General features: G+C 41.7%; 13 protein-coding genes. 4 read left to right on the top strand and 9 right to left on the bottom strand.

Annotation, left to right across the window (positions count from 1 at the left end; all coding sequences use genetic code 11):
- Positions 1–168: 168 nt before the first annotated feature.
- A complete protein-coding gene (locus ACMXYR_RS05960; RefSeq protein WP_415903279.1) occupies positions 169–1,188 on the bottom strand; it encodes a porin in 1,020 nt (339 codons plus the stop codon).
- 370 nt (positions 1,189–1,558) lie between these two features.
- Entirely contained in the window at positions 1,559–5,485 is a 3,927-nt protein-coding gene (hrpA, locus tag ACMXYR_RS05955; RefSeq protein WP_415903278.1) for an ATP-dependent RNA helicase HrpA, read from the bottom strand.
- 206 nt (positions 5,486–5,691) lie between these two features.
- Between hrpA and ACMXYR_RS05950 the strand changes: the two genes are divergently transcribed.
- From ACMXYR_RS05950 to hpaR, 4 genes are all read left to right on the top strand, one after another.
- Positions 5,692–6,936, top strand: a complete 1,245-nt coding sequence (locus ACMXYR_RS05950) for a hypothetical protein (protein ID WP_415903277.1) — start codon at positions 5,692–5,694, stop codon at positions 6,934–6,936.
- A 10-nt stretch (positions 6,937–6,946) separates the two neighbouring features.
- The gene (locus tag ACMXYR_RS05945) at positions 6,947–7,363 is read left to right on the top strand and encodes a hypothetical protein (protein WP_415903276.1); all 417 of its coding nucleotides are present in this window, start codon (positions 6,947–6,949) and stop codon (positions 7,361–7,363) included.
- The gene (locus tag ACMXYR_RS05940) at positions 7,353–8,975 is read left to right on the top strand and encodes a diguanylate cyclase domain-containing protein (protein ID WP_415903275.1); all 1,623 of its coding nucleotides are present in this window, start codon (positions 7,353–7,355) and stop codon (positions 8,973–8,975) included. Before ACMXYR_RS05945 ends, ACMXYR_RS05940 begins: the two co-directional genes overlap by 11 nt.
- A 193-nt stretch (positions 8,976–9,168) precedes the next feature.
- Positions 9,169–9,591, top strand: coding sequence for a homoprotocatechuate degradation operon regulator HpaR (hpaR, locus tag ACMXYR_RS05935; RefSeq protein WP_415885162.1), 423 nt, complete (start codon positions 9,169–9,171; stop codon positions 9,589–9,591).
- 33 nt (positions 9,592–9,624) lie between these two features.
- Here hpaR and ACMXYR_RS05930 read toward each other — a convergent pair whose 3' ends face one another.
- The 7 genes from ACMXYR_RS05930 to ACMXYR_RS05900 all read right to left on the bottom strand — a co-directional run bounded on the left by ACMXYR_RS05930 (position 9,625) and on the right by ACMXYR_RS05900 (position 16,198).
- Complete coding sequence (locus tag ACMXYR_RS05930; protein ID WP_415903274.1) at positions 9,625–10,335, bottom strand: 16S rRNA pseudouridine(516) synthase; 711 nt, start codon at positions 10,333–10,335, stop codon at positions 9,625–9,627.
- A gap of 3 nt (positions 10,336–10,338) precedes the next feature.
- Positions 10,339–10,764, bottom strand: coding sequence for a hypothetical protein (locus ACMXYR_RS05925; RefSeq protein WP_415903273.1), 426 nt, complete (start codon positions 10,762–10,764; stop codon positions 10,339–10,341).
- Between the two features lie 63 nt (positions 10,765–10,827).
- A complete protein-coding gene (locus tag ACMXYR_RS05920; protein WP_415903272.1) occupies positions 10,828–12,291 on the bottom strand; it encodes an NAD-dependent succinate-semialdehyde dehydrogenase in 1,464 nt (487 codons plus the stop codon).
- Between the two features lie 50 nt (positions 12,292–12,341).
- Positions 12,342–14,015, bottom strand: a complete 1,674-nt coding sequence (locus tag ACMXYR_RS05915) for an AMP-binding protein (RefSeq protein WP_415903271.1) — start codon at positions 14,013–14,015, stop codon at positions 12,342–12,344.
- 35 nt (positions 14,016–14,050) lie between these two features.
- Entirely contained in the window at positions 14,051–14,818 is a 768-nt protein-coding gene (locus ACMXYR_RS05910; RefSeq protein ID WP_415903270.1) for a class II glutamine amidotransferase, read from the bottom strand.
- 40 nt (positions 14,819–14,858) lie between these two features.
- On the bottom strand, positions 14,859–15,308 hold the full coding sequence (locus tag ACMXYR_RS05905) for a bactofilin family protein (RefSeq protein WP_415903269.1): 450 nt from the start codon (positions 15,306–15,308) through the stop codon (positions 14,859–14,861).
- Complete coding sequence (locus tag ACMXYR_RS05900; RefSeq protein ID WP_415903268.1) at positions 15,251–16,198, bottom strand: peptidoglycan DD-metalloendopeptidase family protein; 948 nt, start codon at positions 16,196–16,198, stop codon at positions 15,251–15,253. Before ACMXYR_RS05900 ends, ACMXYR_RS05905 begins: the two co-directional genes overlap by 58 nt.
- Positions 16,199–16,211: the final 13 nt, after the last annotated feature.

Here is a 16,211-nt window from a genome sequence, read left to right as displayed (position 1 = left end):
GATCCTTTCACTTTACCCAATAAATAAGTGAGTATTCTAGCCGAGAAATAGTCAGAATTAAAATAAGAAAAAGGCTTAATTATGAAAAGGTTAGTATTACTGTATTCATAAACGAAAAAAGGCTTCCCGAAGGAAGCCTTTTCTATATTTCCGTAAGGAAATGTCGACTTAGAAGTCTACGCGGTAACCTAGTACTGCGCGATCTTCGTTAGTGTCGTCAGAATCGTTGTCTACGTATTCAGCGAATACACGACCTTTACCTAGTTTCTGCTGAACACCTAGACCCCACTGACTTAGATCAGTGTCAGAAGTGTCATTTTCGTAGTCAGCGTAACGAGCGTATACAGAAGTAGCACCCATAGTGTAACGAGCAGCTAGTTCCCAAACCTGCTCATCAGCGATGTCGCCATTAGCTTCTTCAGTTTCAGCATCTTCGTACTTAGCCATTAGCTCTAGAGCGTCTAGCTTGTACTGAGCTGCAAGACCCCAAACGTCTTTTTCAACGTCTTGGCGAATATCAACAACAGCAGTTGCATCGATATCAGCAGCATCTAGTTCAATGTGGCCGTAAGATGCAGAAACAGTTACGTTGTTAGCAGAGTAAGTAGCTGCAACGTTGTAAGCATCTACAGTGCTGTCGATAGAGTTATCATCGTCATCACCGTCAGTTAGAAGCACAGCACCACCAATGAACTGGAAACCGTTCATTTTTGGAGAGTAGTAAGCAACTGTACCTTCAGTACGCTTCATGAAGTGACCAGCTTTACCAGCAACAGAGTTACCTAGGTTGAAACGCTCGCCGTAGCCACCGTCACCTGGGTTAAAGATGTTAGTAGGACCAGAGATCAATAGGTAGTGAGGGTGGTATTGCTTACCAATAAGTAGCTTACCCCAGTCGCCTTGAGCACCGATGTAGTGTAGACGAGAGTTAAGAGCTGTAGACTGGTCAGAAACTGTAGCGTTGTTAGCCTGAGCTTCCCAGTGGAAAAGACCTTTAGTGCCGTCTAGACCTAGATCGATATCACCTTTGATACCAAAGCGTGAAGACTGATCGTCAACACCAGTGTCGCCGTTGTCTACTTTTTGTAGACCGATACGGAAAGAACCGTAAAGAGTAGCGTCAGCCTGTGCGATCATTGGTGCAGTCATAGCACCGGCAACAGCCAGAGCAATCAGTGACTTTTTCATCAACATTTCCCCTTCAATAATATTCAACATACTAGTAGTGAATTTTTAATTTTTCTAGCATAACGCGCTTAACACGCCGTTACGCTATGAAAATACTATAAAAAAAATATATTTCAAATAAATGAAACACATTTTTCATTAATTTTTTACTTCGGCAGTACTACAAAAAACTTTAATCTCTGCCGAGAGAGTTGCTGCTTTAGTATCAAAATTGAAGAATTAACCTCAATTAACAACGCCTTAGCAACAATATTCAAATAAATTTCGGGCATTACAACATACCAAAAAAGCTTGTGCAACCTTTGTTAGAGCATTTATTTAACTACCTCCCCCCCACAAAAGTATTACTCCTGAATTTTATTGATCTACATCAACTGGCCACTTTGGCCCACTGCTGTTTAAGACGTTTTTCAGAAACGGTTGTTGCTGTCCCTAGCTGTTGGGCAAAGTGAGAAACTCGGAGCTCTTCGATCATCCAGCGATAGTTTGCTAACTCCTGATCATAGATACCTTGAGAACAATGTTTTTCATATCGCTTTTGGTACTGAGAAAAACACTGTTGCAACTGCTCACTCTGAAGACACTCTTGCCTTAGATTACGCCTGAATTTTTCAAGGCGAATTTCAATCCCTTTCAGATACCTTGGATATTGTTTCAGTACATTAGCCGATTCACTTTTTATAAAGCCTTTGTACATTAACTGAGCCAGCTGCTGCTTTACATCATTTAACACTGGCACCTCATTTAACTGCACTTTACCTTTAAGTTGTTTTTGGATTCGATTATAGGTTTGACAAAGCTGCAGAATATCTCCTAAAAGTTTCTCTCCAGTGGGTATGATTTCGCTTTTACACTTCAAAACAGCCTGTTCAAATGCTTTCTTATCCTTAATTACACCATTCTCAGGTAATATTATTGATGAACAAGCTTGCCAAATAATCTCTTGCTCTATTTGAGCAGGCGCATAGAGACCACCGCTTAATAGCACACTTTGGGTAATTTGATCTTTTTTCAGCGCTTTTTTCAAATTGCGAATCTGCTCTTTCATTGAAAGCAAAGCTAAACGCGTGATACCTGAACGACTAATTTGAACCGCTTCATCCTTATGTGATTTCAGGCACAAAGTTACGGATTCACCAGCATCATCTAAAGCAGGATATGCCTCAACTTCAACTCCGGCATATTTACTGATTTTGCAGCTTTCTTCTAGTTGCCCAAAATCCCATTCCGTTATGCCTTGACGTCCCCACTCATTGTCAGATTTTTCTGTCAGCCTCTCGTTTATTTGAGATGCGAACTTATCATTCAGTACTTCCCAGCTTCTTGACTCACTCAGTAATCTACCTTTTTCATCAACTAGGCGAATATTCATTGATAGATGATCAAGCAAAGAACTCTGCCTTAAATCTGATTCTTGAATTCTAATTCCTGTCATACGAAGAAGATGATGAGCAAATACCTCGTATAAATTACCTACACCAAATTCAGCTGCACTGATAAAAGCTTCAACATAATTAGGCACTGGTACAAAGTGCTTACGCTGTTGTTTAGGTAGTCCCTTCAATATTGCAGAACACTTTTCTTCTAGCATTCCTGGTACCAACCACTCCATCTGCTCTAGAGGAATAGCATTTAGTAAAGGCAATGGGACCTGAAGTGTTACACCATCATCTTTTGCCCCAGGAGAAAAGTTATAAAACAATTTTAATTTGGCTGATTCCCATCTAAAAAAGTCAGGGTATGCAACCACAGACACATGCTCAGCCGATCGCTGTAAGATGTCTTCTTCTTGCATCAGAAGCGCATCTGGGGTCTCTTGCTCAATTTTTTTACGCCATTTTTCAAAAGCAGCACCATTGACTATATGCTCACCTTGAAGTGATTGAAGGCGAAGTCGATAGAACTCATAAAGTTGCTCTTCATCAACAAGCAGATCCTTTCTTCGAGATTTCGCCTCTAATTTTTCAATACCACGCAACAAGGCCCTATTTTTCTTAATGAATGCGGCTTGAGAATTAAACTCACCTTCAACCAAAGCCTGTCGAATAAAGATTTCATGAGCTATAGATGGATCAATTTTCCCATAACTCACTTTGCGCTTAGGTACGATAATTAAGCCATATAGTGTGACTTGTTCTGTCGCAACGACCTCTGCCCGTTTTTTCTCCCAATGGGGCTCACTGTAATTACGCTTAATCAAATTTGGCGCTAACTTTTCTGCCCATGCAGGGTCAATGCGAGCAATACAACGAGCGTATAACTGACTAGTTTCAACAAGCTCTGCCGCAATAATCCATTTCGGTGCTTTTTTGTATACGACTGAGCCCGGGAATAGGAGAAAACGTCGGTTACGTGCCCCTAGATATTCTTTATTCTCTTGCTTAAAGCCCATATGGCTCAACAACCCGGCTAAAAGGGAACGATGAATAGCTTCGTAAGAAGCCTCTTGCTCCCTTTCAACAAACTTATCATCTTGTTGTTTGAATTCCTTACAAATCAAATGCAATTGACGATGAGTATCCCGCCATTCACGCATACGCATATAGGAAAGGAATTGCTTAGCACAATATTTACGTAACTGATTTTGACTTAACTCTTGCCTCTGCTCTTCGTAGTGATCCCATAGATTCACAAACGATAAAAAGTCAGATTCTTCATGTGCATACAAGCGATGTTTTTCATCACTGGCTTGGCGCTTCTCTTGCGGTCTTTCTCGTGGATCTTGGATACACAAGGCACTCACGATAATCAAAACTTCACGCAAACATTTATTTCTTGCAGCTTCTATTACCATTCGCCCTAAACGAGGATCGATTGGAAGTTTTGATAACTGCCAACCAACTCTCGTGATATTGCGTTTAACATCTACGGCGCCCAGCTCTTGCAGTAATTTAAAGCCATCATTGATATATCTATTATCCGGTGCATCAACAAAAGGAAATTCTGATATATCTCCCAGTTTAAGAGAGAGCATCTGCAAAATAACTGCTGCGAGATTTGTTCTACGGATCTCTGCATCCGTAAACTCAGGCCGTGCACTAAAATCTTCTTCAGAATAAAGACGTATACAGGTACCTTCAGAAATACGCCCACAACGACCCGCTCGCTGGTTAGCACTCGCTTGAGAAATGGCTTCGATTGGAAGTCTTTGAACCTTAGAGCGATAACTATATCGGCTAATTCTAGCCAAACCCGTATCAACTACATACTTAATTCCAGGAACAGTTAATGAGGTTTCAGCAACGTTTGTAGATAAGATCAGTCGGGTAGCAGCAGCCTTACCCGAGCGTTGGAATACCCTATTTTGTTCCGCCAAAGAAAGCCTCGCATAAAGCGGCAAAACTTCGGTATGCTTTAATTCGGCTCGTCTAAGAACTTCAGCTGTTTCACGTATTTCACGCTCACCGGGTAAAAAGATCAAAACATCACCCTGCGGCCCTTTACCCTGTTTACGCTCCATCTGCAGTAACTCTTCTACTGCAGCCAATACCCCTTGCTGAAGATCTAAAGCTTTCTCATCTTCAGCTTGGACTTCATGTAAAGGACGATAAAGCACATCTACAGGGTAGGTACGCCCCGACACTTCGATAATAGGCGCATCACCAAAATGCTTAGAAAAACGCTCTAAATCGATCGTGGCTGAAGTAATGATTACTTTTAGATCTGGGCGTTTAGGTAGAATTCTTTTTATATAGCCAAGTAAGAAATCTATATTCAGACTCCGCTCATGAGCCTCATCGATTATCAAAACTTCATACTGTTCAAGAAAGCGATCATGGCGGGTTTCACCTAGCAGAATACCGTCCGTCATCAACTTGACCTGAGTATTCTCACCTACTTGATCATGAAAACGAACTTGATAGCCAACCCTCTCTCCCAGCGGACTTTGTAATTCATCAGCTATACGACTTGCAACAGTACGTGCAGCCAATCGACGAGGTTGAGTATGACCAATTAAACCTTTACACCCCAAACCTAGATCTAAGCAAATTTTGGGTAATTGTGTCGTTTTACCTGAACCTGTTTCACCAGCCAACACAACTACTTGGTTTTCTTCGATCGCTTTACTGATTTCTTCACGACGACTGCTAACAGGAAGGTCAGGGTAAGAGATATCCATATTCAACTGTTGTCGGCTACTAACCCACTTACAAGAAGCTTCGATATCTGAAATTAATTTAGCAGCTGCTGCCTGATCATCACTTGCCAATCGTTCGATACGGCGCTTCAAACGGAAACGATCCGAAATTCGACAACCATCCAATAAAGACCTGAGCTGTTTTTTACTCTGATTCAAGTGCTTCGCCTTACCCTACTTTTTAAAGGCGTAATTTTATAACAGATAGTGCCCTAGGACACCTTTCTTGGGTTTGATTTCTTAAACTCCAGAATCGACTAACTTATTAAAATTACTACAACTAATTCAAAAGCATTTTCTAATAAACACTCCTATAATGCCTGAAAGGCCTGAGTTCTGTTTTGTGACAAGGTTAATGAAGAACGATGAAACAAATTTATTTTATTTTTACTTCCTTGATTTTACTGCTTCACTCAACTTTTCTATACGCAGAAAAAACAACCGTCAGAGGTTTTTCAACCATAGGGTTAGTCAAAAGCAATGCTGGGGATAGTCTAAACTTCAGAAGAAACCTTGCTCGCACAGCCGAGGATTCTGATTCATGGTCTTTTGAATCTGACACCACCTTAGGTTTACAAGTAGATAGCACTTTAAACGATCAATGGAGCGCGTCAGCTCAGTTAGTTTATAAAAACAGAATCGATCAAAGCCTAGAGAATAGTGTCGAATGGGCCTACCTACGCTATCAACCAAGTCCTGATAATCCATTTAGCTATCGATTAGGTCGCTTAGGTGTTGATGTATTCATGCTATCTGAGTATCGAAATGTAGGTTATGCCTATCTTTGGGCACGCCCACCCATTGAATTCTACAGCCCTCTCGCTTTTGATTATATCGACGGTGCAGATATAACGTACTCAACTCTATTAGAAGAATCCTTCTTTCAAGCCCACCTAACCGTTGGTACTACACAAAACGATTTTGTTTACGATGATGTGACACTGAAGGTTTCTCCTGCTATTGCCACCAGCCTGTTATGGGAAAGTGATTACTGGAAATTCAGACTAGGTTACGCTCATATTGAATTGAGTGATCGAGTAGAGTTTTATCAACCCCTGATTCAAGCATTGGATGACAGCGCCCCTTTATGGCCTCAAGCTGCATCTGCAGCTGACGATCTTAACCTAAAAGGGAAAAAATTCGATTACTACACCCTCGGCCTAACCTACGATAACAATCAATGGATTGTTCAGACAGAAATAAACCAAGTAAAAACTAAAGATAATATCTTCACGTCTTCCCATAGCGGCTACATCAGCCTAGGAAGAAGAATAGGCGACTATACTTTTTATGGTGTAGGCTCCATTATTGAAAACACGGATAGAATAAACCAAGTTGCAGCTGTACCAGACTCATTACCACCTTTAGCCCAAGCACAACTCACTGGTTTAAGAAACATTGTTCAAGACCAATATGACCAAACGGGTGTAGATCAGAAATCCTTAGGATTAGGTGTCCGCTGGGATGTTTATCATAACACCGCTATAAAATTCCAATGGGATAGAACATGGATAAAACCACACGGAGCGGGTTTATGGGCTAAGGATTCATCGAATACAATCGATGAAACCGTAGATACCTTCTCTGTCAACGTGAACTTTTTGTTCTAAGGGGAAGATGATGAAGTATCTAATAATCTTCTTTTCCACGTTGATTCTGTCATTACACACTTCGGCCGATATGATCGTTATTTGCCACCCAGACAGTGGCATCGACAAACTCAGTCGTAAACAAGTGATTGATCTATATATGGGACGCGTACAACACTTTCCTAATGGCGGCAAAGCCTTAACTCTAGATATGCCAACAGATTCAGATCATAGAGCAAAGTTTTACAAAGGGCTTACGGGAAAAACACTTCCGCAAATCAATGCATACTGGGCTAGACTCATATTTGCAGGTCGAGCAACACCACCCCAGTCAGTAGAATCCTCCCAAGAGGTAATTACTACCATCATGAAAGATACTACTGCGATAGGGTATATCAACAAATCAGAACTGGTTGATTCTGTTAAGGTCATTGCACATGTTGAGTAGCCCACTCAATGCAAAACTCTCTATAAGAACAGGCATATCGATCGCGCTATTTGCCTGTTTGTTTCTATTGATATCAGCCGTAGTATTGTTTCAGCTCTCTTACAAAGAAGAACTCGACGAAATCCATAAAAGCTTGCAACAGCTCGTCAAGACAGTAGAGCAAAGTGCCAAGGTTGCGGTATACCTCGAAAACGAAGAACTTGGCGCCGAGATAACTAATGGCCTGATCATCAATGACAATGTTTCCGGCGTTATTCTAAACAGCGATATAGGCATGTTGTTAACCGCTGGGGATATAACCATAGGCTCGAATGCACGATTGGTTGTTTTGAAACTAAGCGACCCCTTCACACCTGAGCTACCGATCGGAAAGTTAACGCTCATTCCTAATCAGTGGTTAATTGAAGCAACAGCCAAAAATCGCGCCCTATCACATATCATTATCTTTGGCGTAAATTCAGTTTTTGTCGTTTTTCTTGTAATCATTTTAGTAAACCGCCTTTTGGCCAACCCTCTCAAGAAGATCGCACAACAACTGCATATTATAAAACCAGGCACAAGCCAACGAATTATTACGCCTAAAGGCCATGAACAAGACGAAATTGGTTTACTCGTAAACGACAGTAACAACTTGCTTCGCGCGATGCAGAAAACCATTCAGCAAAAAAATCAACTCTTTGACGAGGTCCAGAAGCTAGAGCAAAAATTCCGACTTCTTTTTGACAATGCCCGAGTTGGGATAGCACTGGTTAATATGGGCGGTCAGCTGCTCATGAATAATCCAGCTTTCGCCAACATCGTCGGTGAAAAAGCCTGTAAGTATTTTTCTGAGAGCCAGACTCAAAAATTAATTGAATTATTTGAAGAAAGGCAACAACTAGCAAAAGCGATTCAGAAAGCCCTAACTTCTACAAACCCCGTTTCTCTAGACCTGAGTTTTAAAAATGAAGATGAAGCAGATCGACATTTACACTGCATACTGTCGCAAGTTCTTGATGAAAGTGGCGAAGTTCTTTTAGAACTTGTCATCTACGATATATCAGAACGAGTACATCGGGAGCTTAAAGCAAGATACGAATCAGAGGTCGATACTCTTACGGGCCTACTGAACCGTCGAGGATGCAAGCGCCTTATTAAAGAATCATTACTAGAAAAACCTAATAGTCACCACGCGATTATGCTAATCGATCTCGATCACTTTAAACCAATCAATGATACCTATGGTCATGATGCAGGTGATCACGTACTCAAAGAAGTATCCAATAGATTTAATTCGGCTTTACGCAGATCCGACCTTCTTTCACGCTGGGGCGGAGATGAATTTTTGATATTTATAGCGGGAGACGCTAACAATTTAGAAGATGAGGTTTCAGCCGTCGCGAAAAAAATACTAACACTACTAGAAAAAGAGATCGAAATAGGTTTAGGCAAGACTGCTCGAGTAGGGGCTAGTATCGGTATTGCATTAGCACCTCGCCATGGCAATGACCTAAACGCGTTAATTAAAGCCGCTGATATCACCATGTATCAAATTAAACAGCAGGGTAAAAACAACTATCTAATCTATGATGAAACTATGGTAATGGGGAATACAGGATACCCCCCCCTTTAAATCTTGCGGTACTCAAACAAGGAAAATTAATACGTTAAATACCTTTCAAGTCCGAGCTTTTTTTAAATTCCTGCCCCATTTTGTAACACAGAAGTAAAAAACCTTATACATTAGGAGGAATTATACGGTTAAGCCTTGCACATTAGTTCCCGAATCCTGACAATGCGCACAATATTTTTGAAAGATCATTCACATGCGTACACTAGAAGATTCTCTCCCCCTACAATTGCTGAAAGCTCGCGAAGCTACACTGTCTTTTGTAAGACCTTTATTACAAGAGAACTCTCTAACTGAACAGCAATGGCGAGTACTGCAAACCATCAAAATTCAACAAGAGTTAGAATCAAAAGCACTTGCTGAACTTTGTTGCATCCTAAGCCCGAGTTTAACAGGTATCCTTAAACGCCTAGAGCAACAGGGCTATATTCAGCGTAGAAAATCAGAAGAAGACAAACGCCGAATTTTGATCAGCTTGACCGCGAAGTCGGTCGATCTAATTGAGCAACTTACGCCTGCTATTGAAGAACGCTATCAAGCTTTCTCTGATCGCTACGATCAAGATAAGCTAAAACAGTTAATGACTCTTTTAGCAGAAATTGAAGCTATAGAGCCCTAGTTATTCTGAGTTATCGCCTTAGCTGGCCCTATCTTAAAGACTTGTAAAGAGCGCTACCTCATCCTCAACTAACTCCCTGCTTTCCCCCAGCGATAAGGATGCATCTAAATCCAGATCTCCAATAGACAACCTTTTTAACCCCACAACAGGATTTCTAAACCGTCCGAACATTCGCTTTATCTGATGGTAACGACCTTCTTGTAAAGTCACTAAGGCACTATGGGTATCGATAATCTCTAAATCGGCCGGCTTTGTAGTGATGTCTTCATAGGAAAAATACATCCCCGCCTTAAAGGCAGGAACATACTCTTCAGATATAGGCTTAGCGAGGTCGACTTTATAACGTTTCGGCACCTTTCTATCTGGAGAAGCTATTTTACTCGACCATTCACCATCGTTGGTTATCAATAAAAGTCCTGTAGAATTGAGGTCTAATCGACCTGCAATATGCATATCACCATAAGACCCTTCAAGGAGATCAAAAACTGTAGGATGGATCGAATCTTTGGTCGCGCTGACATAACCAACAGGCTTATTCATCATCAGATAAATCGGACGTCTATCCTGCAGCACTTCCCCTTCGCACTGAATTACAGAAAAGCGGTCAATCACTTGATTCGCAGCCAAAGCAGGAAGGCCATCAACAAGGATCTTTTGTTGTGCGATAAGTAACCTTACATCCCCGCGTTTATATGGCGTTCTTGAGGCCAGAAAACGATCTAAACGTGATTTATTTACAGCCATGAATTACTTAGCTTTTTTATCCGTTGATAACGTATCGTCAGGCTCGCTATTCAGCCATGACTCAATAGCGGTGTTTTCAGATTTTAACTCGGGAACATCAGGCCGTTGAGGCTTATCTTCACTAACCCAGCTATCTAACAGATTGGTTTCCTCAATATTTTGCTCTGGCGGTAGTGATGGGAAGGGCTCTCCTTCAGGGCCAGACCAATCAATGTCCCCCATCATCACACCTTCTTCAAGGCCAACAGTTACAGGGACCGCAACACACAGATCTTCAACTGCTGCTTCTTTTAACGAATCAACATCTGCACAAAAATGAACATCTTTTTCGCACTGATCACAATGCCTTACAAATGGGTTCTTAGTTTTTTCCAGATCATCCCAAGCGTTTGGGCATTGGTAATTGACCTTGCAACCTTTTTTATCCATCAGAACCTCTACTTAGGCATTCAAGAATACAAGCTTATTATTAATGATAAGGATAACCACAAACTAAGCGCTTAAGCCGCCCATACAGATATATTTTGTTTCTAAATAATCATCCAAACCATATTTAGATCCCTCTCTACCATGACCTGATTCTTTTACTCCTCCAAAAGGAATTAACTCAGAACTAATAGCCGTCTCATTTACCCCAACCATTCCGTACTCGAGTGCTTCAGAAACCTGCCAAATTCGCGAGATATCTTGCGTGTAGATATATGAAGCCAAACCAAACGAAGTGTCATTTGCCAGGGCAATCGCATCTGCATCTGTTTTAAATTTAATTACGGGTGCTACTGGGCCAAAAATCTCTTTATTAAAGATATCCATATCAGGCTTCACATCTGCTAAGACTGTAGGTTCATAAAACCAGCCACCAAGGTCTGAAGATTGACCTCCTGTCACTAACCTAGCCCCCTGATCAATAGCATCTTTAACCACTACATCAATTCCCATCAGTGCTTTATCGGTTATCACTGGACCTAGTGTTGTATCCTTATCAAATCCATCACCTAAACGAAACGCTTTGATGGCATCAATGAATTTAGATAAGAAGCGATCATATATCCCTTCTTGAACCAGCAAACGATTAGCACAAATACAGGTCTGCCCCGAGTTTCTAAATTTTGATGCAAGCGCTCCAGCAACCGCTAGATCAATATCAGCATCATCAAATACAACTACGGGAGCATTACCACCCAACTCCATTGATGTACGTTTAACCGTATCTGCGCACTGTCGTAGCAATAGTTTCCCTACTGGGGTCGACCCCGTAAAGGTAAGCTTTTTCACGGTTGTACTCGATGTAAACACCTCACCAACTTCTTCTGCATTTAGGCAAGGCAAAACATTAAATACACCAGCAGGAACACCCGCTCGATCGGCTAGTTCAGCTAAGGCCAATGCAGATAAAGGAGTTTCTGGTGCGGGTTTGAGCACAATAGAGCAACCGGCGGCTAGCGCTGGTGCGACCTTACGCGTAATCATCGCATTAGGAAAATTCCATGGTGTTATTGCTGCAACCACACCTACTGGTTGCTTAATAACAAGACTGCGGCGATCTTGAGCAGAAGGTAAAATATCACCGTAAATACGTTTAGCTTCTTCAGCAAACCATTTCAGATAAGAAGCGCCATACAGTATCTCACCCTTAGCTTCGGCAAGTGGTTTACCTTGTTCAAGCGTTAATATTGAGGCGAGATCATCTGCATTATCAATAATAAGATCATGCCAGCGTTGCAACACATTGGAACGTTCAGCAGGCGACTTTACTTTCCATTCTTGCATCGATGTTTGAGCAGCTTCGATTGCATCCTTCGCTTCCTGCTCTCCAACATTTGTAACTTGCGCAATGGTTTCGCCATTAGCAGGGTTAAAAATTGGGAATTCAGCTCCACTATTGCTTGCTACCCATTCACCGTTGATAAAAGCTTTGGTTTGTATCAAACCTGAATCGCTCAAACTAAGTCCCATACTTCACCTTCATTTGGGCCAACAAAAACGGGCATAGCCTACGAACTTGGCTAAATTCTTTTACGTATTTTTTGCAGGCGATTTATTTCTTCTTCTAATAACGAACGTCTTAACACCTTACCCACATTGGACTTTGGAAGATGCGTTCTGAATTCAACTAAACGAGGCACTTTATAAGAAGTTAAACGTTCGCGGCAATATTCTCGCACTTGTTTAACAGACAAACGTCGATTGGATGTGACCACAAATAATTTAATGACTTCGCCGCATGTTTCATCGGGTAAACCAACAACAGCACATTCAACAACATCAGGATGGCTGGAGATAGTATTCTCTAACTCATTAGGATAAACAGGGAAGCCTGATATATTAATAATGTCTTTCTTACGATCAACAATACGTAAAGTGCCATCATCCAGCACCCGAGCAATATCACCTGTCGCCAACCAACCGTCTGTATCCGGTATCGATGAGTTATCTCGCCAATACCCTGACATCACTTGGGGGCCTCGCACATAAAGCTCTCCCGTTTCGCCCGAACAGAGGTCCTCCCCCTGCTCTCCTACAATACGTACCTCGGTTAGCGGTAAAGGCTTACCCACAGATCCATAGCGAGAGTTGTGCGGTTCCCCAATGGCCACAACAGGAGAAGCCTCTGTAAGGCCATACCCCTGAATAATCTGACAACCCGTTACACTTTCCCACTCATCACTAACAGAACGGGTGAGCGCCATTCCTCCTGAAAGGGTTAACTTTAGCCGAGTCATATCTAACTGGTTGAACAAACTATTACGACAAAGTGAAACAAACAGAGTATTTATGCCTGAGAATACTGTGAAATCCCATCGACCTAGCTCATTAACTAACCCTTGAATATCACGAGGGTTTGTTATTAACACCACTTGAGCACCCAAAACCGGCATAACCAAACAGTTAAGTAGAAAACCATAGATGTGGTAAAGCGGCAAAGGTGCGATCGCAATCTCTTCACCCGCTCTCAATGTGTCCGGCAAGCGATGTCTCAACTGCAATACATTTGCAATCAAATTCCTATGGCTTAACACGGCACCTTTCGGCGTCCCGGTAGTGCCCACCGTGTATTGGATCAGTACAGTTTGTTCTGCACCCCGCTGCACTTTTTCTAAGGTGTAGTGTCCGCCTTTAGCCAGCGCCTCTCGAAAACCAACCGCATCTTTTAATCGATATTTAGGGACGATTTTACGCAAATATTTCGCCGAATAATTGATCATTAAACGACGCATCATAGGGTGGATATCACCAAGTTCTGTGACTATAACCGTATGAATATTTGATTGAGGTAAAACCTCTTCTAATAGATGAGCACTATTAGCAAGAATAATAACCCCTTTAACACCGGCATCGTTGAATTGGTGCAACGTTTCAGCAGCGGTATAAAGGGGGTTAGTATTAACGATAACTAAGCCTGCTCTTAGAGCTGCCAACACTGCAATTGGATATTGCAAGGTATTCGGTAGCTGAATGCCAATCCGATCACCTGATTCAAGAGAGGTACAGTTTTGTAGGTAAGCTGCTAATTTATCAGCAAGATTATCGAGATCAGCATAAGTTAAAGTTGCCCCCATGTGAGTGAAAGCATCTTTATATGCGAAATTCTTGCAAGCTTCATCAAGAAGCTCGGTGACACTCCCGACGTTTTGGATATCCAGCTGCAATTGTTCGAGAGAATCTCGTTTCACACTCACCTGAAAAGCTCCTTATACTCAGGCTAAACTATCCGTTATTGAGGTAACCCTTCAACAAAGGTCACCAACTCTCCTGGTTGTAGTGCAATCCAATCCTCATTATCCGTTAACGGTACTGTGGCGATTACCGTGACGATGTCTTTAGGCGTCGTTTCTTTAACAAAGTCCACCTTCATTTCGCAATCAGTAAGGCTCGCTTCGCCAAAAGGTGCTTTACGAGTCAACCAGGACAATTTACTGCCGCAGAACGCAAATAGATGGGTAGATTCGGTTAGGAGCATGTTAAATACACCTAACTCTCTTAACTGGTCACAACGCTGCTTGATGAATTTAGAAAGTTCTTCAAAACACTCAGGGCGTTGAGGAAATGCTTGTCTGATTTCACCTAATAACCAACAGAATGCATACTCACTATCTGTCGTTCCTACTGGATGATAAAAAGAGAGAGGCTTATCAAACAGAGCTTTATCCAACTGACCATTGTGCGCAAATGTCCAAGTAAAGCCCCAAAGTTCCCTTTGAAATGGATGGGTATTTTCAAGGCAAATATTGCCTACATTTGCCTGCCGAATGTGACTGATCACCACATGACTTTTAATCGGGTGTTCTTTGACTAAACGAGCAATTTTAGAATCGACGCTCGGGTTTGGGTCATGAAAGCAACGTGCGCCTTTACCCTCATAGAAAGCGATTCCCCAACCATCTTTGTGAGGTCCCGTCCCCCCACCACGCTGCATCAGCCCGGCAAAGGAAAAGCAGATATCAGTAGGCACATTAGCACTCATACCCAACAATTCACACATCGCTACAATCCTTAATCAACGACAACGAGGTTAGATCGATTTATTCTGATTTACCTTCCAGAACGATCTTATCAGGTAGGGAATCAATCGCATCGGAGCCCGATTCGATCTTACTGCTTTCATCCATCAATGCAGATGTTTCTTTCATTCGACGCTCACCTACAAAGCAACCATCTGGATGAATCGACATCTGCTTACTTTCAACTGTTGCACGAACTTGTCCACCAGCATCGATATGCAGTTCATCACAGATAATTTCACCTTCAAGAATGCCGCACACATCAACACCACGAGCTTTAATAAGCCCACGTACGTGACCAGATTTTCCGATAGAGATACTATCTAGAGAACTCACATTGCCTTCGAACATACCATCGATGTGCATTTTACCGACGATGCTCATATCACCACAAAATTTATTGCCTTCTGCAATTATTGTAATGGCTGATTGTGCAGGTTTAACGGATACATTTCTTTTAAGGATGCCCATTTAACTCCCTTAACCTTTGTAAACAAAGAATCAAAATTTGTTATGTCCCAGGAGAGGAATGGTTCGGGATCTATTGCTGTATACATATGGCGAATCTCATAATGCAGATGCGGCCCTGTAGACATTCCCGTATTACCACTTAATCCTATCAGCTGTCCCTTACTGACCAGATCTCCAGTTTTTACTTTTAATGCATCCAGATGCGCAAAGTAAGTTTTAAACCCAAAGTTATGCTGAACCTTAATCAGCTTACCAAAGGATTTATTGAAAGCAGCATATTCAACAACGCCATCAGCGGTCGCATAAACAGGCGTGCCTCTATTGGCTTTAAAATCTATACCATGATGCATCACCCGTTTTTTACGTACTGGGTGAAAACGTGATCCATACTTATCCGTAATCCTGATTGCCTGAATAGGCACACCGTTTGGAATACTGTGCAAAAAAAATAAACGTTTGTTCGCCTCGATAGTTAGTTGCTCAGCTTTGCGCGGGTCGATCTCATCAGAAGGTTCTAAACCTAATAAGGTTTCCAATCCATCAAGCGAATTGTTGAACGACGTGTTCAATTCACCAATTCGGATGTTCTCTTCTTCTAACTTATCTCGCTCAGTTTTTATAGTGCTAAGAGATAAACTGAGTTCTTTCAATTCCTCTACATAGAGCTGTTGGGAACCAACCATCAATTCATAATTTTCGCTTAGTACCTGATGATCTTCTTCTAACTCAGATAGATCATCCGTTGTAACAACTAATAGTGTATTCGAAACGAAAAAACTGATTGCTGACAAAATCAAAAATACCAGCAATACATATTTTGCTATTTGGTTAACCGTATATTGGCGAGAGCCATATACAGTGGTTAAAGTTATAACCAGTTTATTTCTCAAGATAACACCTGTA

The organism is Neptuniibacter sp. QD29_5, from assembly GCF_047778125.1.
In the GTDB taxonomy this organism is placed as follows: Bacteria; Pseudomonadota; Gammaproteobacteria; order Pseudomonadales; family Balneatricaceae; genus Neptuniibacter.
Note: the sequence above shows the minus strand (reverse complement) of the source record. Positions and strands in the feature narration are given on the sequence as shown.

What these genes read in the sequence shown, in the direction of transcription:
- ACMXYR_RS05925 (WP_415903273.1), bottom strand. Translation starts at nt 10,764, where the DNA reads ATGGATAAAAAAGGTTGCAAGGTCAATTACCAATGCCCAAACGCTTGG.
- hpaR (WP_415885162.1), top strand. Translation starts at nt 9,169, where the DNA reads ATGCGTACACTAGAAGATTCTCTCCCCCTACAATTGCTGAAAGCTCGC.
- ACMXYR_RS05940 (WP_415903275.1), top strand. Translation starts at nt 7,353, where the DNA reads ATGTTGAGTAGCCCACTCAATGCAAAACTCTCTATAAGAACAGGCATA.
- ACMXYR_RS05930 (WP_415903274.1), bottom strand. Translation starts at nt 10,335, where the DNA reads ATGGCTGTAAATAAATCACGTTTAGATCGTTTTCTGGCCTCAAGAACG.
- ACMXYR_RS05905 (WP_415903269.1), bottom strand. Translation starts at nt 15,308, where the DNA reads ATGGGCATCCTTAAAAGAAATGTATCCGTTAAACCTGCACAATCAGCC.
- ACMXYR_RS05920 (WP_415903272.1), bottom strand. Translation starts at nt 12,291, where the DNA reads ATGGGACTTAGTTTGAGCGATTCAGGTTTGATACAAACCAAAGCTTTT.
- ACMXYR_RS05945 (WP_415903276.1), top strand. Translation starts at nt 6,947, where the DNA reads ATGAAGTATCTAATAATCTTCTTTTCCACGTTGATTCTGTCATTACAC.
- ACMXYR_RS05910 (WP_415903270.1), bottom strand. Translation starts at nt 14,818, where the DNA reads ATGTGTGAATTGTTGGGTATGAGTGCTAATGTGCCTACTGATATCTGC.
- ACMXYR_RS05950 (WP_415903277.1), top strand. Translation starts at nt 5,692, where the DNA reads ATGAAACAAATTTATTTTATTTTTACTTCCTTGATTTTACTGCTTCAC.
- ACMXYR_RS05960 (WP_415903279.1), bottom strand. Translation starts at nt 1,188, where the DNA reads ATGAAAAAGTCACTGATTGCTCTGGCTGTTGCCGGTGCTATGACTGCA.